Source organism: Amycolatopsis sp. NBC_00438, from assembly GCF_036026695.1.
In the GTDB taxonomy this organism is placed as follows: Bacteria; Actinomycetota; Actinomycetes; order Mycobacteriales; family Pseudonocardiaceae; genus Amycolatopsis.
The window spans coordinates 6,430,002-6,449,933 of the sequence record NZ_CP107923.1 but is presented as its reverse complement, the minus strand read 5'-3'; the positions used below and the strand labels follow the sequence as shown (position 1 = coordinate 6,449,933).

At 71.0% G+C, this 19,932-nt stretch carries 21 protein-coding genes; 11 read left to right on the top strand and 10 right to left on the bottom strand.

The window, feature by feature from the left end:
• Positions 1–22: 22 nt before the first annotated feature.
• The 4 genes from paaB to paaE are packed head-to-tail and all read left to right on the top strand — an operon-like array spanning position 23 to position 2,722.
• Positions 23–337, top strand: a complete 315-nt coding sequence (gene paaB, locus OG494_RS28840) for a 1,2-phenylacetyl-CoA epoxidase subunit PaaB (protein WP_328459054.1) — start codon at positions 23–25, stop codon at positions 335–337.
• The gene (gene paaC / locus OG494_RS28835) at positions 334–1,191 is read left to right on the top strand and encodes a 1,2-phenylacetyl-CoA epoxidase subunit PaaC (RefSeq protein WP_328443956.1); all 858 of its coding nucleotides are present in this window, start codon (positions 334–336) and stop codon (positions 1,189–1,191) included. The genes paaB and paaC overlap by 4 nt, the downstream gene beginning before the upstream one ends.
• Positions 1,185–1,673, top strand: coding sequence for a 1,2-phenylacetyl-CoA epoxidase subunit PaaD (gene paaD / locus OG494_RS28830; protein WP_328443954.1), 489 nt, complete (start codon positions 1,185–1,187; stop codon positions 1,671–1,673). Before paaC ends, paaD begins: the two co-directional genes overlap by 7 nt.
• Positions 1,673–2,722, top strand: coding sequence for a 1,2-phenylacetyl-CoA epoxidase subunit PaaE (gene paaE / locus OG494_RS28825; RefSeq protein WP_328443952.1), 1,050 nt, complete (start codon positions 1,673–1,675; stop codon positions 2,720–2,722). The genes paaD and paaE overlap by 1 nt, the downstream gene beginning before the upstream one ends.
• A 429-nt stretch (positions 2,723–3,151) precedes the next feature.
• Here paaE and OG494_RS28820 read toward each other — a convergent pair whose 3' ends face one another.
• The 4 genes from OG494_RS28820 to ccrA form a co-directional block, all read right to left on the bottom strand.
• Positions 3,152–4,282: an adenylate/guanylate cyclase domain-containing protein gene (locus OG494_RS28820; protein ID WP_328443950.1), complete on the bottom strand. Its 1,131-nt coding sequence runs from the start codon at positions 4,280–4,282 to the stop codon at positions 3,152–3,154.
• Between the two features lie 2 nt (positions 4,283–4,284).
• On the bottom strand, positions 4,285–4,737 hold the full coding sequence (locus OG494_RS28815; protein WP_328443948.1) for a universal stress protein: 453 nt from the start codon (positions 4,735–4,737) through the stop codon (positions 4,285–4,287).
• A 92-nt stretch (positions 4,738–4,829) separates the two neighbouring features.
• Entirely contained in the window at positions 4,830–6,038 is a 1,209-nt protein-coding gene (locus OG494_RS28810; RefSeq protein ID WP_328459053.1) for a chromosome segregation protein, read from the bottom strand.
• Between the two features lie 174 nt (positions 6,039–6,212).
• Positions 6,213–7,553 (bottom strand): crotonyl-CoA carboxylase/reductase, encoded by a 1,341-nt coding sequence (gene ccrA / locus OG494_RS28805; RefSeq protein WP_328443946.1) that lies wholly within the window; start codon positions 7,551–7,553, stop codon positions 6,213–6,215.
• A gap of 206 nt (positions 7,554–7,759) precedes the next feature.
• On the opposite strand from ccrA, the gene OG494_RS28800 reads away from it, so the two are divergent.
• Both OG494_RS28800 and OG494_RS28795 read left to right on the top strand, forming a co-directional pair.
• Positions 7,760–8,128, top strand: a complete 369-nt coding sequence (locus tag OG494_RS28800) for an SPW repeat domain-containing protein (RefSeq protein ID WP_328443944.1) — start codon at positions 7,760–7,762, stop codon at positions 8,126–8,128.
• A 252-nt stretch (positions 8,129–8,380) separates the two neighbouring features.
• Complete coding sequence (locus OG494_RS28795; protein ID WP_328443942.1) at positions 8,381–8,953, top strand: TetR/AcrR family transcriptional regulator; 573 nt, start codon at positions 8,381–8,383, stop codon at positions 8,951–8,953.
• On the opposite strand, the gene OG494_RS28790 is transcribed toward OG494_RS28795, so the two are convergent.
• Positions 8,950–9,942: an IS481 family transposase gene (locus OG494_RS28790; protein WP_328443940.1), complete on the bottom strand. Its 993-nt coding sequence runs from the start codon at positions 9,940–9,942 to the stop codon at positions 8,950–8,952. The two genes, OG494_RS28795 and OG494_RS28790, sit on opposite strands and share 4 nt — an antisense overlap.
• Before the next feature lie 426 nt (positions 9,943–10,368).
• Complete coding sequence (gene mce, locus OG494_RS28785; RefSeq protein ID WP_328443938.1) at positions 10,369–10,824, bottom strand: methylmalonyl-CoA epimerase; 456 nt, start codon at positions 10,822–10,824, stop codon at positions 10,369–10,371.
• Between the two features lie 137 nt (positions 10,825–10,961).
• On the opposite strand from mce, the gene OG494_RS28780 reads away from it, so the two are divergent.
• Positions 10,962–12,149 (top strand): acetyl-CoA C-acetyltransferase, encoded by a 1,188-nt coding sequence (locus OG494_RS28780; protein ID WP_328443936.1) that lies wholly within the window; start codon positions 10,962–10,964, stop codon positions 12,147–12,149.
• The gene (gene meaB, locus OG494_RS28775) at positions 12,150–13,115 is read left to right on the top strand and encodes a methylmalonyl Co-A mutase-associated GTPase MeaB (protein ID WP_328443934.1); all 966 of its coding nucleotides are present in this window, start codon (positions 12,150–12,152) and stop codon (positions 13,113–13,115) included.
• 95 nt (positions 13,116–13,210) lie between these two features.
• Here the strand turns inward: meaB and OG494_RS28770 are convergent, their stop codons facing one another.
• Positions 13,211–13,762, bottom strand: a complete 552-nt coding sequence (locus OG494_RS28770; RefSeq protein WP_328443932.1) for a DUF6939 family protein — start codon at positions 13,760–13,762, stop codon at positions 13,211–13,213.
• Positions 13,763–13,956: 194 nt separating this feature from the next.
• On the opposite strand from OG494_RS28770, the gene OG494_RS28765 reads away from it, so the two are divergent.
• Positions 13,957–14,685, top strand: a complete 729-nt coding sequence (locus OG494_RS28765; protein WP_328443931.1) for a peptidylprolyl isomerase — start codon at positions 13,957–13,959, stop codon at positions 14,683–14,685.
• 547 nt (positions 14,686–15,232) lie between these two features.
• On the opposite strand, the gene pdxR is transcribed toward OG494_RS28765, so the two are convergent.
• Positions 15,233–16,603, bottom strand: a complete 1,371-nt coding sequence (gene pdxR, locus OG494_RS28760; protein ID WP_328443930.1) for a MocR-like pyridoxine biosynthesis transcription factor PdxR — start codon at positions 16,601–16,603, stop codon at positions 15,233–15,235.
• 46 nt (positions 16,604–16,649) lie between these two features.
• On the opposite strand from pdxR, the gene OG494_RS28755 reads away from it, so the two are divergent.
• Positions 16,650–17,111 (top strand): carboxymuconolactone decarboxylase family protein, encoded by a 462-nt coding sequence (locus tag OG494_RS28755; protein WP_328443929.1) that lies wholly within the window; start codon positions 16,650–16,652, stop codon positions 17,109–17,111.
• Complete coding sequence (locus OG494_RS28750; RefSeq protein WP_328443928.1) at positions 17,108–17,848, top strand: isocitrate lyase/PEP mutase family protein; 741 nt, start codon at positions 17,108–17,110, stop codon at positions 17,846–17,848. Before OG494_RS28755 ends, OG494_RS28750 begins: the two co-directional genes overlap by 4 nt.
• Positions 17,849–17,920: 72 nt before the next feature.
• Here the strand turns inward: OG494_RS28750 and OG494_RS28745 are convergent, their stop codons facing one another.
• Positions 17,921–19,552 (bottom strand): solute symporter family protein, encoded by a 1,632-nt coding sequence (locus tag OG494_RS28745; RefSeq protein ID WP_328459052.1) that lies wholly within the window; start codon positions 19,550–19,552, stop codon positions 17,921–17,923.
• A complete protein-coding gene (locus tag OG494_RS28740) occupies positions 19,552–19,914 on the bottom strand; it encodes a DUF485 domain-containing protein (RefSeq protein ID WP_328443927.1) in 363 nt (120 codons plus the stop codon). The genes OG494_RS28745 and OG494_RS28740 overlap by 1 nt, the downstream gene beginning before the upstream one ends.
• Positions 19,915–19,932: the final 18 nt, after the last annotated feature.

Genomic DNA, 19,932 nt, shown 5'->3' with positions numbered 1-19,932 from the left:
AGGCGGCCACGGGGCCGTCCCGCTGGAGGGTGTCCCCGCCGCGCCCGGCCCGGTCAAGCACGATTGGCCGTTGTACGAGGTGTTCGTCCGGGGCAAGCGCGGGCTGAACCACGTGCACGTCGGCTCGCTGCACGCGGCCGACGACGAGATGGCGCTGCACCACGCGCGGGACCTGTACACGCGGCGCAACGAAGGCGTGTCGATCTGGGTCGTGCGCGCGTCGGACATCACGGCGTCCTCGCCGGACGAGAAGGACCCGTTCTTCGCGCCGAGCGGCGACAAGGTCTACCGGCACCCGACGTTCTACGACATCCCCGAGGAGGTGCCGCACATATGAGTTTCGACAACGTCTACGAGTCGCTGACCGAGGAGAACGACGCCCGCTGGGCGTTCGGCACCGGCTTCGAGGACCCGCTGTCCGGAGTGGACACTTCGGTGCCGTCCGGTGTGGACGGTACCGCGCTCGCGGCGTACTGCCTGATGCTGGGCGACGACGCGCTGATCTTCTCCCACCGGCTGCAGGAGTGGTGCACGAACGCGCCCGAGCTGGAGGACGAGGTCGCGATCGCGAACATCGGCCTCGACCTGCTCGGCCAGGCGCGGCTGCTGCTGGCGCGCGCCGGCAAGGCCGACGGTTCTTCGCGTTCGGAGGACTCGTTCGCGTTCGACCGTGTGGAGAACGAGTTCCGCAACGTCCGGCTCGCGGAGCTGGGCGGCGAGCACTTCGGGCACCTCATCGCGCGGCTGTTCGTGTTCTCGACGTGGCGCCTCGCACTGCTGCAGCGGCTGGTGACGTCGGTGGACCCGGTCCTGGCGGCGATCGCGGACAAGGGCGTCAAGGAAGTCACCTACCACCGCGACTACGCGGCGCAGTGGCTGGTCCGGCTCGGCGACGGCACGCCGCTGTCGCACGAGCGGATGCAGGAGGGGCTCGACGCGGTGTGGCCGTACGTCGGCGAGCTGTTCCGGACGCATCCGGTGGAGCTGGTGGACGCGGCTTCGCTGCGCCCGGAGTTCGATGCGGTCCTGGACCAGGTGCTTTCCGCGGCGACTCTTACCCGGCCTTCGTCCGGAGAGCTCGCCGGTGTGTCCGGCCGGACGGGCCGCGACGGCGTCCACACCGAGCAGATGGGGTTCCTGCTGGCGGAGCTGCAGAGCGTGGCCCGGGCGATGCCGGACGCGAAATGGTGACCGCTTCTCTGGTCGCCGCGACGGTCACCGATCCCGAGCTGCCGATGCTGACGCTGGCCGACCTGGGCGTGCTGCGCTCGGTGTCCGAAGTGGACGGTCGCGTGGTCGTCGCGATCACGCCGACGTACACCGGCTGCCCGGCGATGGACACCATGCGCGACGACCTGGAGCACGCGCTGGTCGGCGCGGGCTACGCGGACGTCGAGATCCGGACCCAGCTGTCGCCGTCGTGGACGTCGGACTGGATCACGTCGGAAGGCCGTCGCAAGCTGGCCGAGGCCGGCATCGCCCCGCCGGGCGCGGCACCGCGGCGGTCGGGCCCGATCCCGCTGACGCTGTCGGCGCCGGTGACGGCGGTGCCGTGCCCGCTGTGCGGGTCCGCGGACACCGAGGAGCAGTCCCGCTTCGGCGCGACGGCGTGCAAGGCGCTGCGGCGCTGCCGGTCGTGTCAGGAGCCTTTCGAGCACGTCAAGGAGATCTAGTGGCGTTCCACCCCTTGAAGGTCGCGGGCATCGCGCGGCTGTGCGACGACGCGGTCGCCGTCACGTTCGACGTGCCGTCCGCGCTGGCCCAGGACTTCGACTTCAAGCCGGGCCAGTCCCTGACGTTGCGGCGCTCGGTCGACGGCCGCGACGAGCGCCGTTCGTACTCGATCTGCGCGGCGGCGGGCACGGCACCGCGAGTGGGCGTCCGCCTGGTCCCGGGCGGCCTGTTCTCGTCGTGGCTGCTGAACGACGTCCGCGCGGGCGACACGATCGAGGTCGCCCCGCCCACGGGTTCGTTCACCCCGGACCTTTCCGAAGGTGGCCACCACGTCCTGATCGCGGCGGGCTCGGGCATCACGCCGGTGCTGTCGATCGTGTCGTCGCTGCTGGCCACGCCGGACGCGACGGTGACGGTGCTGTACGGAAATCGCCGCACGGACACGGTGATGTTCGCGGACGAGCTGGCGGACCTGAAGGACCGCGCACCGTCCCGCTTGGAGCTGATCCACGTCCTGTCCCGCGAGCCGCGCGAAGCGGAACTGTTCACCGGCCGCTTGGACGTCCCGAAGCTGCGGCAGCTGTTCTCCTCGCTGGTTTCGGTGTCCGAAGTGGACCATTGGTGGCTGTGCGGCCCGTTCGAGATGGTGACGGGCGCGCAGGAGCTGCTGGTTTCCCTGGACGTGCCCCGCGCACGCATCCACCAGGAGCTGTTCTACGTCGACACCCCGCCGGAACCGGTGACCCACATCGATCCGACGGTGGCGGGAGCGTCCTCGGAAGTCCGAGTCGTCCTGGACGGCCGCTCGTCGTCGATGACGCTGCCCAGGTCGTCATCGGTCCTGGACGGCGCCCAGAAGTTCCGCCCGGACCTGCCGTTCGCTTGCAAGGGCGGCGTGTGCGGCACGTGCCGAGCACGCGTCACGGAGGGCAAGGTGGACCTGCGCCGCAACTTCGCCCTGGAAGAGGCGGAGGTGGCGGCGGGCTTCGTCCTGACGTGCCAGTCGTACCCGGTCTCGGAGACGGTGACAGTCGACTACGACGCCTGACCCTTTCGCGGGTTGTCCACAGGCCCACCGACTTGTGGGCAACTTCGCCGACCAGGCCCGTTTCCCGAGGTCCGGACGGTGGTCGCCACTAGACTGGACCTGGGGACGCCCCCCCTGGGAGTGGCGGGGGAGTTTCGGCGAAGTCATCGCCCGAGCGAGCACGGCGAGGCCGTTCCGCCCAACACACGGACGGCGACGGCCAACGCGCTGACGGCAACGGCCAACGCGGCAACCGGAGCAGCCAAGACAGCGACCGGAACGGCCAACACGCCGACAGGCTGGTTCGCCGACGGGCGCCGCGTGCCGTGTTGGCTACTGCGGGCAGTGTGTTGGCCGTTCCCGTGGCCGTGTTGGCCGCTCGGGAACGCTCGAACCGGCGGGTGCTTGTCCGGGAGTGGCAGGGGTGTTTTCGGCCGGTGCCGGCGCGAATCAGAGCATGCGCCTGCGGCGACGGCGGCGTGCGCGGGGTGTCTCGGCGGTGTCCTCGCCGAGAAGCGCGGGCTCGTCTTCCGCGGGGTTCGGCTCCGTGAGGCCCATCATCTCCGCCGCCAGCTGCTGTGAGCTTGCGAAGACACCCGTCGGGACCGCGCGCGCCCGGCGCAGCGCCGATGGGCGGAGGCGGTTGTAGCCGCGGACCGTCACCGGGCGGCGCTGGCGCAGCTCGTACGCCGGTTCTTCCGCCAGCTCGGTGGCCAGCTCGCGGTCGATCAGGATCGTGCCCGGGCGGGCCACCGACGTCAGGCGGGCCGCCAGGTTGACCACCGAGCCGTAGACGTCGCCGAAGCGGTTCAAGACCCGGCCGGACGCCATGCCCGCGCGAACCGCCGGGATGCTCTCGTCCGCCGACGTCCGCTCGGTCAGGGCCAGCGCGATCTCCGCCGCGGCCACCGCCGAGTCGGCGACGAACAGGACCTCGTCGCCGATCATCTTCACCACGCGGCCGTGGTGGTCGGCGATCGTCTCCGTCGCCAGCAGCTCGAACGCGTCGAGCACGCGGCTCAGCTCGTCCTCGTCGATCTGGCGCGTCAGGCGCGTGTAGCCGACCATGTCGACGAACCCGACCACCTGCGTGCGCGTCTCGAGGTTCTCATCCGGCGCCGCGAACGCCCGCCCGGCGTACGCCGCCAGGTGCCGGCGCCAGACGAAGTTCTGCACCTGCTCGAGCTCCGGCAGCAGCCGGTCGACGAGCCGCGCCACCTGCCGCTCGCTGCGACCGAGCTCGGGCTGCTCCTTGATCAGCTCGAACAGCATGTCGACCTGCCACTCGGCCAGCCGCGACAGGTGCTGGCCGAGCGCGCGCGTCACCGCCACCTCGATGCTCGGGTCGATCAAGCCCGACTGCACCAGCTGATCGGCCGTCCGCATGGCGTCGACGTCGGCGTCGGTGAAGACCACCTCGTCGTCGGGGACGGTCGCGAACCCCAGCGCACGCCAAAGCCGGCGCGACCGATCGTCGGGCACGCCGGCCTTTTCGGCTACTTCGAGCCGGGTGTACTTCCGCCGGCCGCCGAGCAGGATCCGCTCGAGCCGCTGCTGAAGTTCCTCACTCGAATCAGGCACGGTCAGGTCGTGTGGACGATCAGCACGTCCACGCCGGACTTGCGCGCCACCTCCGACGGCACCGAGCCCAGGATCCGGCCCGCGATCGTGTTCAGCCCGCGGTTGCCGACGACCAGCAGGTCCGCCTCGCGCTCGTGCACCACCTTGCGCAGCGAGTCGACCGGGTCGCCCTTCACCGCGACCGTGTCGATCTTCTCGGCGCCGGCGCGCACCGCGCGGTCCCGCGCGGACTGCAGTGTGTCCTCGGCCGGCGCTGAGCCGACGACCTGGTAGGCCTCGTCACCCAGGACGTCCTGGGCCTTGTCGATGTCGGTCTTGCTGGCCGGGTAGAACGCGCACGTGATGACGAGCGTCGCCCCCGCGTCGCCGGCCACCGCCGCCGCGCGGTCCACCGCCGCGAACGAGGACTCCGAGCCGTCCGTGCCCACCACCACGGTCCGATATGCCGCACCCATGCGCAAAACCTCCAGGTGATCCCGCGTGAGCAGGGACGATGGCGGTCGGCGTCGACCGCGCGGGCTCGTCCGAGCTCGTGTCGGGTCGAAGGTTACTCGCCAGTCGCTTTCCGCGCTCCGCTTGGCCGCGGACTGGGCTTCGGCGTGGGCTTGGGAGTGGCTTTCGCCGCCTGCTTGGAGGCCGCCGGTGGCTTCGGGACGTCGGAGGCCCGGATCCGGATGGTCTCTTCGACGTCGTTCACCGGCTTCGTTTTCCCGGTGTCGGATTCGGCCGCCGGCGCGTCCGATTTCAGGTCGGCCGCCTTCAGATCGGTCGTGATCTCCGCGGGCACCTTCACCTCGTCGCCGAGGACGGTGTGTGCCTCGGCGAGCACCGCCCGCGCCGCGCGCACCTGCTCGGCCAGCCCGCCGCGCACCTTGCGCAGCGAGTCGACGCGCTCGTTCGCCTGGGTGATCCGCCGGTTCGACTCTTCGGTCGCCGTCGAGACGCGGCGCCGCGCCTCGTCCGCGGCTTCGGCGAGCCGGGCGTTGGCCTCGTTGATCGAATCCTGACGGCGCTTGTTCGCGTCCGCGACCGACTCCCGCTGCCGACGCTCGACCTCGGCCTTGGTGGCGTTCTCCTCCTCGAGGATCTTCGCGCGGATGTCGGCGGCGTCCTGGGTCGCCTCCTGCACGCGGCGCGCGGCCTCGGCCTTGCTCGCGGCTTCCTGCTCGGCCAGCACCCGCATCGCCTCGGTGCGGCGCGAAGCCATCGCGATCTCGAAGTCCTCTTCGACCTTCGTGCGCCGGTCCGACGACTCGGTGTCGAGCTTCGTGCGCTCGGCCTCGGCCTTGTCGGTGATCTCCTTGGCCTGCGCGCGGGCGTCCTCGAGCACCTTGCGGTGCTCCGCCTCCATCTCCTTGCGGCGCAGGTCGAGCTCGGTGAGCAGCTGCTCGTAGCGGGCGCGCATGGCGCTCGCGTCCGTCTCGGCCTTGGCCCGGATGTGGCCGGCCTCCGCTTCGGCGCGGGCCCGCGTGTCCGCGGACTCGTCCTGGGCCAGGCGCAGCATCCGCTGCAGCCGCTCCGAGAGGCCTTCGACGCTGGTGGGCGGCTGGGCCAGCCGGTCGACCTGCCCGCGCAGGTCCGCGATCTCGCCGCGCGCGATCTCCAGCTGCCGGGCCAGGTCGCCGGCCTGCGCGATGGCGGCGTCCCGATCCGCGGTGAGCATCTTCAGGTCGGCGTCCAGCCGTTCGAGGTGCTCGTCGACCTGTGCTCGGCTGTACCCGCGCTTCGCCACGTCGAAGCCGGCTCCCAGCGGCACAAGCTCCCGTTCATCGCCAAGGCTCATGCGCCTACCGTAGTCGCAGCCGGGTCACCAAAGGGTGAGCACCCGGGGCCTGCGCCGAAAGTGGCGTCTGATGCGGCGAAAGGATCTTGCCGGATCGGACCGGATCCGGGCGGTTCCCGACACCCGGATCCGGCTGGTCCTCGCGGCTCAGGCGCCGCGGAACGCGTTGATCCCTTCGAGGTGCTTCGCGCGCTTCTCCTCGTCGCGGACGCCGAGGCCTTCCTGCGGCGCGAGCGCGAGCACGCCGACCTTGCCCTGGTGCGCGTTGCGGTGGACGTCCAGCGCGGCCTGCCCGGTCTCTTCGAGCGAGTACGTCTTCGACAGCGTCGGGTGGATCAGCCCCTTCGCGATCAGCCGGTTCGCCTCCCAGGACTCGCGGTAGTTCGCGAAGTGGGAGCCGACGATCCGCTTCAGGTTCATCCACAGGTAGCGGTTGTCGTACTGGTGCATGTAGCCCGAGGTGGACGCGCAGGTGACGATCGTGCCGCCCTTGCGCGCGGCGTAGACGGACGCGCCGAACGTCTCCCGGCCCGGGTGCTCGAACACGATGTCGGGGTCCTCGCCGCCGGTCAGCTCGCGGATCTTCGCGCCGAACCGCTGCCACTCCTTCGGGTCCTGCTCGGTGTCGCTCTTCCAGAACTTGTAGGCCTCGGCGCTGCGGTCGATGATCAGCTCGGCGCCGAGCTTCCGGCAGATCGCGGCCTTCTCCGGGCTGGACACGACGCACACCGGGAGGGCGCCGCCGTTCAGCGCGTACTGCGTCGCGTAGGAGCCGAGGCCGCCCGAAGCGCCCCAGATCAGGACGACGTCACCCTGCTTCATGTCCGCGCCGTTGCGCGAGACGAGCTGGCGGTAGGCGGTGGAGTTGACCAGCCCGGGGGAGGCGGCCTCCTCCCAGGTGAGGTGGTCCGGCTTCGGCATCAGCTGGTTCGCCTTGACCAGCGCGACCTCGGCGAGGCCGCCGAAGTTCGTCTCGAAGCCCCAGATCCGCTGCTCGGTGTCGAGCATCGTGTCGTTGTGCCCGTCCGGGCTCTCGAGCTCGACGTTCAGGCAGTGCGCGACCACCTCGTCGCCGGGCTTCCAGGTGTGCACGCCGACCCCGGTGCGCAGCACGACACCGGACAGGTCCGAGCCGACCACGTGGTAGGGCAGGTCGTGCCGCTTCGCCAGCGGCGAGAGCTTGCCGTACTTCTTCAGGAACTTGAACGTGGGGATCGGCTCGAAGATCGACGTCCACACGGTGTTGTAGTTGATGGCGCTCGCCATCACCGCGACCAGGGCCTCGCCGGGGCCCAGCTCCGGGACGGGCACTTCGTCCACGTGCAGCGACTTGCGCGGGTCCTTGTCCCGGCTCTCGAGGCCCTCGAACATGTCGACCTCGTCCGCGTGGACGGTCACGCCCCGGTAGGTCTCCGGCACGGGCAACGAGCCGACCGCGGCCGACTCGCCGTTCAGGATGGCCTGCTGGATCTCGCCGAGCTGCGTCATCGGTTCCTCCGCGGAGATGGGGGTCAACGGCGTTGGCGGCAGAAATTACTCGCCGGTAACTCGCGTCCACAACTGTACGAGACGAGCAGCACGATTACACCTCCAACTGTGACCGATCAATCTTGACCGGCCGGCCAGTCAAACCGGATGATCGATCGAGGGAATACCCACCCGACCAGCAGGATCACCTACGGAGGTGAGCACGGATGAGTGAAGTCACCACGCGCGCGTGGACCCGGCCTCACGACTGGGCCGAGGTCGTCATCGGGGTCGTCGCCGCTCTTTCACCCCTTTGGCTGAGCACGGACGCGACCGTGATGTGGACGATGGTCGTCCTGGGAGCACTGATCGCACTCGACGGCCTGGTCTCGCTAGCGAAGCCCGGCCTCGTCTACGGCGAGGGCATCCAGATCGCCCTCGGCGTGCTGTTCTTCATCGCGCCGTGGGTGCTGGAGTACACCGAGCTCAACGGCGCGTCCTGGACGTCCTGGATCGCCGGGGTACTGACGGTCATCGCGGGCGCGGCGGCGATGCCGGTCGCGAACGCCGCGCACCGCACGGCGGGCCAGCACTGAGCCGCGGGCACTGATCACCCGGCTGCACGGCCGGTCGGCTGGCCTTGACCGGCTGCCTTGACCGACCGGCTGGCCTTGACCGACCGGCCGGCGCTGCACGGCAGGCTGGCGCTGCACGGTCGGTCGGCTGGCACTGACCGACTTGGCCGGCCGGCACTGACCGGTCGGCTGCACGACCGGCTGGCCGTCACTGATTGGCTGGCCGCACGACTGGCACCACACGGCCGCACCGAACGACCAGGAGGCACCGGAATGACCGAGGATTCGGCGAAAGAGCGCATTCTCTGCGCCGCCGAGGTGCTCTTCGCCGAATCCGGCTTCGACGCCACCCCGACCTCCCGCGTCGCGGAGCGGGCCGGGGTGCCGAAGGGCCTGGTGCACTACTACTTCCGGCATAAGGCGGACCTGCTCACCGCCCTCGTCGAGCGGCTGCCCGACGAGCGCATCGAACCGGCCGCGGTCGTCGTCCCCGGCGACCTGGCGGGCAGCCTGCGCCGGCTCGTCCGCGAACTGGACCGCCGCTTCAGCCGGTCGCTCGGGCTCTCGCACCTGCTGTGGCGCGAGGCCGACACCCACCACGCCGTCCGCGACGCCCTCCACGAGCGCTTCCAGGCGCTGGTGCGCCAGGTCCGTTCGGTGATCCTGGCGGCCACCGGCGGCCACTTGCCGAGCGCCGACGTCGACCGCGCGTCGGGCCTGCTCGCCCGCGCGGTCAGCCACCGGCACGCGACGGCCCGCCATTCGGAGGACGACCTCCCCGCCGAGTTCGACGGCGAGCTCACCTTCATCGCGGAGTCGCTCGCCGCCAAGGCCGCGCCCGCCTAGGTGTGATGTCCGGGGAGGTTGGTCAGCCGGGTGACCGGCGGCTTGCCGCCGGTTGAGCTGTGGGGTCGGTGATGATTGTAGAAGTGCAGCCACCCCGGTAACGCCGCCCGCCGCAGGGTTTCCGAGGGATAGAAGCGGGCGTAGGCCCAGCCCTCGGCCAGCGTGCGGTGAAACCGCTCGATCTTGCCGTTGGTCTGCGGCCGGTAAGGCCGGGTCCGTTTCGCAGTGATCTGCAGCTCGGCGCAGGTGTCACGCCAAGCATGAGAGCGGTAGGCGGAACCGTTGTCCGAGAGCACGCGTTCGACGATGACGCCGCGGTCGGCGAACCAGCCCACCGCCCGGTGCAGGACCGCAGTGGCGGTGGCGGCGGTCTCATCGGCGTGGATCTCGGCGTAAGCGACCCGGGAATGATCGTCGATGACGGTGTGGACGAAGGCGGTGCCGGTGCGGGGATTGCGGTAGGCGTTGCGGGGCAAGCCGGGAGTGGCGCGTTTGTTGCGGGCTCCCTGCTGCCGGCCGAGGTAGCGGTGTCCGCCGCCGTCGGGGATGTTGCCGAACTTGGTGACATCGACATGGATCAGCGAACCGGGATGGTCGTGTTCGTAGCGGCGCAGCGGTTCACCGGTGACCCGGTCTATCCGGGACAACCGGTTGATCCGGCAACGCACCAGCACCGCGTGCACGGTCGAGGCGGGCAGGCCGAGGCGGCCGGCGATCTGGACTGGGCCCAGTCGGTGCCGCCACCGCAGCCGCACGATCTGCCGTACCACCGGCTCGCGTGTGCGGGTCGGGCTGTGGTGCGGACGCGAGCTGCGATCGGCCATCCCGGCCAGGCCCTCGGTGCGGTAGCGCTCGGCCCACTTGCGGGCAGTGTTGGCCGCGACCATGAACATCTTCGCTGCTGCGGTGCAGGTCCAGCCGTGTTCGACGATCAGGCGGGCGAGCCGTAGTCGGGTGCGTGGGGTGAGGGTGGCGTTAGGGTGGGACACGAAGGCCTCCGGGCGGTGATGTGGTTCCTACACAGCTCCACTTCACATCCGGAGGCCTTCACCTGTCAGCACGACAGGCCGCCGCTGGTCACCTCAACTCGGGACAACGTCCCTGGACATCACACCTAGGGCCGGAGGACCCGGCGCCGCAGGGGACCCAGCCCGCAGGTGACGGTGACAAGCCGGGCTGGACGCCGCCGGCCGATGCGGGTCAGGCTTTCCCCGCCCCGCCCCGCCCCGCCCCGCCCCGCCCCGCCCCGCCCCGCCCCGCCCCGCCCCGCCCCGCCCCGCCCCGCCCCGCCCCGCCCCGCTTACCGCAGCGGCGTCGGCTACGCGGAGCCGCACCGCCCTTGCTTCGCGGCTCTTGTTGCGCACAGTGGCTTCCGCGTTGACCCTGTGGTGCCGGTCAGGATTGGGCGTCGGCGCTCAGTGCGCGGCGCCGTCCTTGGCCGGTTCCACCAGCTCCACGAGGACGCCGCCCGCGTCCTTCGGGTGGACGAAGTTCACCCGGCTGTTGGACGTGCCGCGCTTCGCCTCCTCGTACAGCAGGCGCAGACCCTGGCCGCGCAGGGCCGCCGCTGCCGCGTCCACATCGGACACGCGGTACGCCAGCTGCTGCAGCCCGGGGCCGCTCTTCGCGAGGAACTTGCCGATCGCCGAGTCGTCGCGCAGCGGGGCCAGCAGCTGGATCTGCGTCTCCGTGCCCGCCGTGCCGGGCGCGCGCAGCATCGCTTCGCGGACTCCCTGCTCCTCGTTCACCTCCTCGTGCGCCACTTCCAGGCCGAAGTGCGCGCGGTGGAACTCGATGGCCGCATCCAGATCCGGGACCGCGATGCCGACGTGGTCGATGGCCGTCACGAACGGCTTCAGGGCGTCATTCATGGAGGCAGGATAGGGGGCCGCGGTACGGCGTCCAGCCGGAATCGTGGCGTGCCCCGCCTCACACTGGCTCCATCAAGAAGGTCACCTCCCGGGTATGGTCGAGCGAACTGCCCATGCGCCGAAGCTTGGAGGACGCCGTGTCCGGTTCCGTGATCCTGGGTGCCGCCCGTACACCGATCGGGCGCCTGCTGGGGTCCCTCAAGGACCTCACGGGGGCGCAGCTGGGCGGGGTCGCGATCAAAGCGGCCCTCGAACGCGCCGGGGTCGCCCCGGACGCGGTGCAGTACACGATCATGGGTCAGGTGCTGACCGCCGGTGCCGGCCAGATCCCGGCCCGCCAGGCCGCGGTCGCCGCGGGCATCCCGATGAGCGTGCCCGCGCTGACGATCAACAAGGTCTGCCTCTCCGGCCTCGACGCCATCGCGCTCGCCGACCAGCTGATCCGCGCGGGCGAGTTCGACCTCGTCGTGGCCGGTGGCCAGGAGTCGATGACCCAGGCGCCGCACCTGCTGCCCAAGTCCCGCTCCGGCTTCAAGTACGGCGACACCACGCTCGTCGACCACATGGCCTACGACGGTCTCTTCTGCGCCTTCGACCAGGTCGCCATGGGCTCGTCGACGGAGAAGTACAACGCCCGCTACGGCGTCACCCGCGAGCAGCAGGACGCGTTCTCGGCGCGCTCCCACCAGCGCGCGGCCGAAGCCATCAAGAACGGCTACTTCACCGACGAGATCGCGCCGGTCTCCATCCCGCAGCGCAAGGGCGACCCGGTGGTCTTCGACACCGACGAGGGTGTCCGCGCCGACACCACCGCCGAGGGCCTCGCGAAGCTGCGCCCCGCCTTCGCCTCCGACGGCACCATCACCGCGGGCTCGGCCTCGCAGATCTCCGACGGCGCCGCCGCGGTGATCGTGGCCAGCAAGGCGAAGGCCGAGGAACTGGGCCTCACGCCGCTCGCCGAGATCGGCGCGCACGGGGTCGTCGCCGGGCCGGACGCGAGCCTGCACGAGCAGCCGTCGAACGCCATCCTCGCCGCGCTGGCGAAGGAGAAGCTCACCGCCGACGCGCTCGACCTGATCGAGATCAACGAAGCCTTCGCCGCCGTCGGCCTGGTGTCGACCGACAAGCTCGGCATCGACCCGGAGAAGGTCAACGTCAACGGCGGCGCCATCGCGCTCGGCCACCCGATCGGGGCGTCCGGGGCGCGGCTGGCCGTGCACCTGATCCACGAGCTTCGCCGCCGCGGCGGCGGGCTCGGTGCCGCCGCTCTGTGCGGTGGTGGCGGCCAGGGCGACGCCCTGCTGCTGCGGGTGCCGTCCGCGTAAGTGACCGGCCCACTCGACCTCGACGACCTGGTCGGCCGCGCGCGGGACGGGCAACCCCGTGCCGTCGCGCGGCTGCTTTCGCTCGTCGAGGACGCCCACCCACGCGTCGCGGAGATCGCGCGGGCGCTGACGCCGCACACCGGGCGGGCCCGGATCGTCGGGCTCACCGGACCGCCCGGCGTCGGCAAGTCGACTTCGACGTCGGCGCTGCTCACCGCGCTGCGTGCGGAAGGCAAGCGGGTCGGCGTGCTCGCGATCGACCCGTCTTCGCCGTTTTCCGGCGGCGCGCTGCTCGGCGACCGGATCCGGATGACCGAGCACGCCACCGATCCCGGCGTGTTCATCCGGTCGATGGCCACGCGTGGCCACCTCGGCGGGCTCTCGTGGGCCACCCCGCAGGCCGTGCGCGTGCTCGACGCGGCCGGCTTCGACGTGGTGCTGATCGAGACCGTCGGGGTCGGGCAGTCCGAAGTGGACGTCGTGAAACTGGCCGACACCACCGTGGTGCTGCTCGCGCCGGGCATGGGCGACGGGATCCAGGCCGCCAAGGCCGGCGTGCTGGAGATCGCCGACGTCTTCGTCGTCAACAAGGCCGACCGCGACGGCGCGGACGCCACGGTGCACGACCTCAAGCAGATGATCTCGCTGGCGCGCCGGGAGATCCGGGGGCCGGGCTGGCGCCAGCCGATCGTCCGGACGGTCGCGGCCAAGGGCGAGGGCGTCGACGACCTCGTGCGCGCGCTGGCCGACCACCACGACTGGCTGGTCGCCCACGACGAGCTGGGCCGCCGCCGGGTGGCGCGGGCCCGCGACGAGGTGGAGGCCATCGCGCTCCGGCGGTTGCGGGCCGAGCTGACCGACCTGCGTGGTGGCGGCCGGCTGGCGGGCGTGGCCGAACGGGTCGTCGCCCGGGAGCTGGACCCGTTCGCCGCCGCCGACGCGCTGATCGCGGACCTGCGGGGCTGACGCCGCTTCAGGAGCGGCGCCGAATCGCGGAGGTTTCCCGTGCTCGGCGACCAGGCGTAGTGCGCCGTTGACGAGCCGGGCGAATATCCGGAGGCTCAGAGCGAACACGGCCACTCCCCGGTCAGGTGCGTTCGCAGCAATGCCGCGTGGGACAACGGTTTCGACAGGTTCTCGACGTCACCGTTCGTCGTGTAGTCCAGCAGGACGATGTCCCGCTCCGCGCTCGCTTCGCGGAGCTCGCCGACCAGGTCGGCCAGCCGGTTCTCCAGGACCCAGCGGTAGGACGGCAGGTAGATCCGCCTTCGGGCCTGTTCGTACGCCAGCAGCTCCGAGCCCTCGACGCCGGTGCGGTGACCCACCACCTCGCCGCGTTTGCGGACCGTGCGCTTCAGGCCCTTCATCGACGTCACGCCCAGCTTCCCGACGTCGATTCCCGTGCCGCGGAAGACTTTCAGCGCCTGCCAGATCCCTTCGACCGACGCGCTCTCGACGCCCGGCGAGTACGGCACCGGGATCCCGCCGTGCGGGTAGAACGGGCTGAACCGCACCCAGGGCTCCGGCCCGCGCGACGTCACGTCCGCGATCAGCGCGCCGGGATGGCTTGCCGCCACAGTGTTTCTTCGCCGGTTGACCACGTGGACCGCCATGACTTCCCCCTTCGTCGGCGGCGCTTTGCCGCGTGATCGAGATCGTGCTCCGGGGGTCCGACAATTTCCGGGTTCCGGCGCCGGGGTTCACCCGAGTGGATGACATGGGCGACTTTCGCCGGTTCTTCCTGTCGGTGCCGGGTCCTAGACTGCGGACGCTCCGGAACCGGGCGATCACTGGGAGGACGTGCAAGATGAAGAAGGCACTCGTCACCGCGCTGGCGGTAGGCGCGATGTTCGCGGCCGGGAGTGGTGTCGCCACCGCGGACGACACCCCGCCACCGCCGAAGACCACGCACGGCCCCTGCCAGTACACCGAGACGCCGGACGAGCCGGCTTCGCGGCCGGTGCCGCTGCCGCCCGACCCGCGGCACACACCGGATCGCGGCAAGGTCGACGTCGCGGTCCCGACCAGTCAGGGCGCGCTGCCGTTGCGGCTCGACCGCGCGGAGGCGCCATGCACGGTGCAGAGCTTCCTGCACCTGGCGCAGCACCGGTTCTACGACCGCACGGTGTGCCACCGGCTGACGTCGTACCCGACGCTGAAGGTCCTGCAGTGCGGCGACCCGACCGCGACCGGTGAGGGCGGGCCGGGCTACAAGTACAAGGACGAGCTGCCGGTGAACCTGCCGCCGGCGCCCACCGACCCGACCGGCGCGCGGCGCGTCTACGCGCGGGGATTGCTGGCGATGGCCAACGCGGGTCCGGCCACGAACGGCTCGCAGTTCTTCGTCGTGTACGGCGATTCCGCGCTGCGGCCGGACTACACGGTGTTCGGCACGGTCGGCGCGGCGGGCTTGCGGACGCTCGACAAGGTCGCCGCGGGCGGTGTTCAGCCGACCGCGGATGACCCGGCGCCGGTCGACGGGACGCCGGTGCTGAAGACGGAACTGCTCCAGGTTCGGCCCGACTGCTGGTTCTGACGGGTGCCGCGGGCCGCCTCGACGGGGTGGCCCGCGGGCTCGGTAGGAGACTCGCTTGATAGGGGCGGGATTGGCGTGGTTGGGGCGGGGACGCGCGTGATTGAGGGCGGGGCCGGCGTGATCGGGGCCGGGACTCGTGTGATTGGGGCCGGAACTTGTGTGATTGCGGCCGGGATTTGCGTGGCTAGGGCGTGACCGGCGTGATGGGGGGCGGACTGGCGCGGTGAGGCTGGTAGTCGCGCGGTTGAGGCTGGGGCCGGCGTGATCAAGGCCGGGACGGTGCGGGCGGGGCGGGATTCGGGTGATCGGCGGCGGAACTTGCTTGCACGGCAGGGGGATTCGTGCGTGCTAAGAGGCATCTTGTGTGATTGAGCGGGCATCACACGTGATTGGAGAGGCATCACGCGTGATTGGAGGGTCGGCTCGCGTGCCTGGGGAGTCGGCTCGCGTGCCTGGAGGGTCGGTTCGTGCCTGGGGAGTCCGGTTGCGTGTCTGCAGGGTCGGTTCGGGTGCCGGGCGAGTCGAGTTGTGTGCCTTGGGGAGTGGGTTAGGTGTTGATTTCCCAGAGGGCCTCCATCAGGGTTTGGAGGGCGCTGGGGAAGGCGTGGCTGGGTGGGGCGGCGTAGCCGACTATCAGGCCGCCGGGGCGGTTGGTGTCCATCCAGTAGCTGCCCAGGCCTTCGATGCCGATCGCGCGGCGGCGGCAGGCTGCCAGCGCCTCTGTTTCCGTGGGGCCGTCCGGGGGGAGCATCAGCAGGAGGTGCAGGCCCGCCGCGATGCCGTGGGGGCGGACCGTTTCCGGGAGGGCCGCCAGGAGGCGGGCTCGGCGGGAGCGGTACTCGGCCCGGCTGCGGCGGACGTGCTGGTCGTAGCCGCCCGAGTCGATCAGCTCGGCCAGGGCCAGCTGGTTCAGGATCGCCGGGTGGGAGCCGCTGTCCGCCATGGCCGCTCGGACCGGTTCGACCAGGGAACGGGGGAGGACCAGCCAGGCCAGGCGCAACGCCGGGGCGAGGGTTTTGCTGGCCGTGCCCGCGTAGATCACCCGTTCCGGTGCGAGCGCCTGCAGGGCGCCGACCTGCTGGTGGTCGAAGCGGAACTCGCCGTCGTAGTCGTCTTCCAGGACCAGGGCGCCCGAACGGGCCAGCTGGGTTCGGCGGTGCGGGGCGAGAGTCACGCCGGTGGGGTACTGGTGTGCCGCCGTGACGACCACCGCCGGACTGTCCAATGCGGACACGTCGAGGCCGTGTTCGTCCACCTCCACGCCGACGACTCGCGTTCCCTGAGCCGCCGCGATGTCCCGGTACATGTGCAGGGACGGATTTTCGAACGCCATCTCGGTGATACCGAGGCCGGACAGGGCCCGGGCGAGGACGGCGATCGCGTGGGAATACCCGTGGCACACCACGATCCGCGCCGGGTCCGCGACCACACCGCGGCTGCGCGCCAGGTACGCGGCGAGCGTGTCGCGCAGCTCCGGGGCGCCGAGTTCCGACTCGTAGCCGAACGCCGCCGCCGGGGTCCGCAGCAGGGCTCGGCGGGTCGCCGTGATCCAGGCCTGGCGGGGGAACGCCGTCAGGTCCGGCCGGCCCGGCCGCAGGTCCCAGCGCGGGGCCGGGTCGCGGGGCGCCGGCCGGGGCGCGGACTGGGGGAGCGCGCCCGCCGTCGCGACGCGGGTCGGCGCGCCCTGGGTGGTGCGTAGGTAGCCTTCGGCGGCGAGGTCGGCGTAGACGCGGGTGACCGTGCCGCGGGCGACGCCCAGGTCCTGGGCCAGCGCCCGGGTCGACGGCACCGCCGCGCCCGGCTGCCAGCGGCCTTCGCGGATGGCCGCCCGGATCGCCGCGGCCAGGCCGGTGCGGCCGGTCTCCGGCTGCCAGCCGAGGTGGACGTCGAGGCCCGAACTGGTCCACGAATCTGCCATACGACTGGACCATACCCGTGGGCCAGTGCGAGCTAGCGTGGACACCATGACGAAGCGAATCGGACTCGGGCACGCGCCCGAGATCTACAAGGCGATGGCGAACGTGCAGGCCGAGGTGGAGAAGGCGGCAGCCAACGCGGGGATCGAGCAGAAGCTGCTGGACCTGGTGAAGATGCGCGCGTCGCAGCTCAACGGCTGTGCGTTCTGCCTCGACATGCACAGCCGCGACGCGCTCGAGATCGGCGAGTCGCCGCGGCGGCTGTTCGTGCTCGACGGCTGGCGCGAGACGACCCTGTTCACCGAGCAGGAGCAGGCCGCCCTGGCCCTCACCGAGGCGATGACCAAGCTGGCCGCGACCCAGAGCGTCCCCGACGACGTCTACGACGAGGCCGTGCGCGTGTTCACCGAAGACCAGTACCGCGCCGTCGCGTGGCAGGTCATCGCGATCAACAGCTGGAACCGGGTGGCCGTCACCAGCCACACGCCGCTGCCGAAGCGCGACGCGTGAGCGCCGCCGCGCTCAAGGCCCTGCACGTCCCGGGCAAGCCGCTGGTGCTGCCGAACGCCTGGGACGCCGACACCGCGAAGGTCGTCGAGGCCGCCGGGTTCCCGGCGATCGCGACCAGTTCGGTCGCCGTCGCGGCCTCCCTCGGCTTCCCCGACGGGGAGAAGGCGCCCGTCGACGAGATGTTCGCGGCCGCCGCGCGGATCGTGAAGGCCGTCGGTGTGCCCGTCACGGTGGACGCCGAGTCCGGCTACGGCCTGGATGGCGCCGAGCTGGCCGCCCGCCTCCTGGACGCCGGCGCGGCCGGCCTCAACTTCGAGGACACCGACAGCGTCACCGGGCAGGTCCGGCCGGTCGCTGTGCAGGCCGGGCGGATCGCCGCCCTGCGTGAAGCGGCCGGTGACGGCCTGGTGATCAACGCGCGCGTCGACTCGTTCCGCGGCGCGAGCGACCCCCGTGAGGTGCTGGCCGACAACGTCGCTCGCGCGAAGGCGTATTTCGAGGCGGGCGCCGACTGCGTCTACCCGATCCACCTGCGGACCGCGGACGTGCTCGCGGAGTTCGTGCAGGGCGTCGGCGGTGCGGTCAACGCGCCCGCGTGGCCGGGCAGCCCCGGCATCGCCGGGCTCGCCGAGCTGGGCGTGGCGCGGATCTCGCTGGGCGGCGGCCTGTGGGGCCACACCAGGAAGTTCCTCGCGGACACCCTGGCCGAGGTCGCCAAGGGCACCCTGCCGTACTGACCGGGGAATGGCCGAAGGCCGCCGCGAGGGGATCGGGAACACCCTCGCGACGGCCTTCGGTGTCGGTGACCGCTAGTGGGAGACGGCCTTCTCGGCGCCCGCGCCGGTCAAGGAGCGGACCTCCATCTCGGCGTACTTCTTCGCGTTGTGCTCCTTCGACAGGACCGTGCCGAGCCAGCCGAGGAAGAACGCGATCGGGATCGAGACCAGGCCCGGGTTGTCGAGCGGGAACCAGTGGAAGTCGACGCCCTGGAGCATCGACGCGCTCTTGTGCGTCTTCGGGTCGATCGGCTTGCCCGAGACCGCGGGGGAGAACACGATCAGGATGATCGTGATGGCCAGGCCGCCGTAGATCGACCACAGCGCGCCCTGGGTGTTGAACCGCTTCCAGAACAGCGAGTAGAGGATCGTCGGCAGGTTCGCCGACGCCGCCACCGCGAACGCCAGCGCGACCAGGAAGGCCACGTTCTGCCCGTTGGCCAGGATGCCGCCGAGGATGGCGACCGCGCCGATCACCAGGGCGGTGATCCGGGCGACCTTCACCTCCGAACCCGGCGTCGCCTTGCCCTTCTTGATGACGCTGGCGTAGACGTCGTGGGCGAACGACGCCGACGCCGTGATCGTCAGGCCCGCCACCACCGCGAGGATCGTGGCGAACGCGACCGCCGCGATCAGGCCCAGCAGGACCGGCCCGCCCAGTTCGAGCGCGAGCAGCGGTGCCGCCGAGTTCGCGCCGCCGGGGGCGGCCTTGATCTTGTCCGGGCCGACCAGCGCGCCCGCGCCGTAGCCCAGCACCAGGGTGAACAGGTAGAACACGCCGATCAGCACGATCGCCCAGACCACCGAGCGACGCGCGTCGCGGGCGGTCGGCACGGTGTAGAAGCGCATCAGCACGTGCGGCAGGCCCGCGGTGCCCAGCACCAGCGCGATGCCGAGGGAGAAGAAGTCCAGTTTGGACGTTCCGGTGGCGCCGTACTGCTTGCCCGGGCCGAGCAGCGCTTCACCCGTCTTGCCCGCCTTGTCGACCGCGCCCTGCAGCAGCGCCGAGAAGTTGAAGCCGTACTTCCCGAGCACCCACAGCGTCATCACGAGCGCGCCGACGATCAGCAGCGCGGCCTTGATGATCTGGACCCAGGTGGTGCCCTTCATGCCGCCGATGAGCACGTAGGCGATCATGATCACGCCGACGATGACGATGACCAGCGACTGGCCGGTCTTGCCCTCGATGCCCAGCAGCAGCGCGACCAGGCCGCCCGCGCCGGCCATCTGGGCCAGCAGGTAGAAGAACGACACGACCATCGTCGACGTCGCGGCCGCCGCGCGGACCGGACGCTGCTTCATCCGGAACGCCAGGACGTCGCCCATCGTGAACTTGCCGGTGTTGCGCAGCAGTTCCGCGACCAGCAGCAGCGCGACCAGCCAGGCCACCAGGAAGCCGATGGAGTAGAGGAAGCCGTCGTAGCCGTAGATGGCGATCGCGCCCGCGATGCCGAGGAACGACGCCGCGGACAGGTAGTCACCCGAGATCGCGATGCCGTTCTGCGGGCCGGTGAACGCGCGGCCGGCGGCGTAGTAGTCCGACGCCGTCTTGCTGTTGCGGCTGGCCCGGAACACGATCACCAGCGTGATGATCACGAACACACCGAAGATGCTGATGTTGAGGAGCGGGTTGCTGCCTTCGACTCCCGCGGCGATGGTGGTGATCACGCCTGCTCCCCCTTCGTGCTGTCGGCTTCGATGTCCTCGCGGATCTTCTCCGCGATCGGGTCGAGACGGCGGTTCGCGTAGCGGACGTAGAGCCCGGTGATCACGAACGTCGAGACGAACTGCAGGAGACCGAAGATCAGGCCGATGTTGACGTTGCCGAAGACCTTCGTGCTCATGAAGCCGTGCGCGTAGTCGGCGAGCAGGACGTAGAGCAGGTACCAGAGCAGGAACAACGCCGCCATCGGGAAGACGAACCGGCGCAGGCGGCTGCGCAGCTCCCGGAACTCGGTGCTGTTGTGCGCGCGTTCCCAGACGGCGTCAGCCGTGTCCGGGGGTCCGCCGGGTTCCGTCGTGCTCATACTGCTCCCTCGCGACGT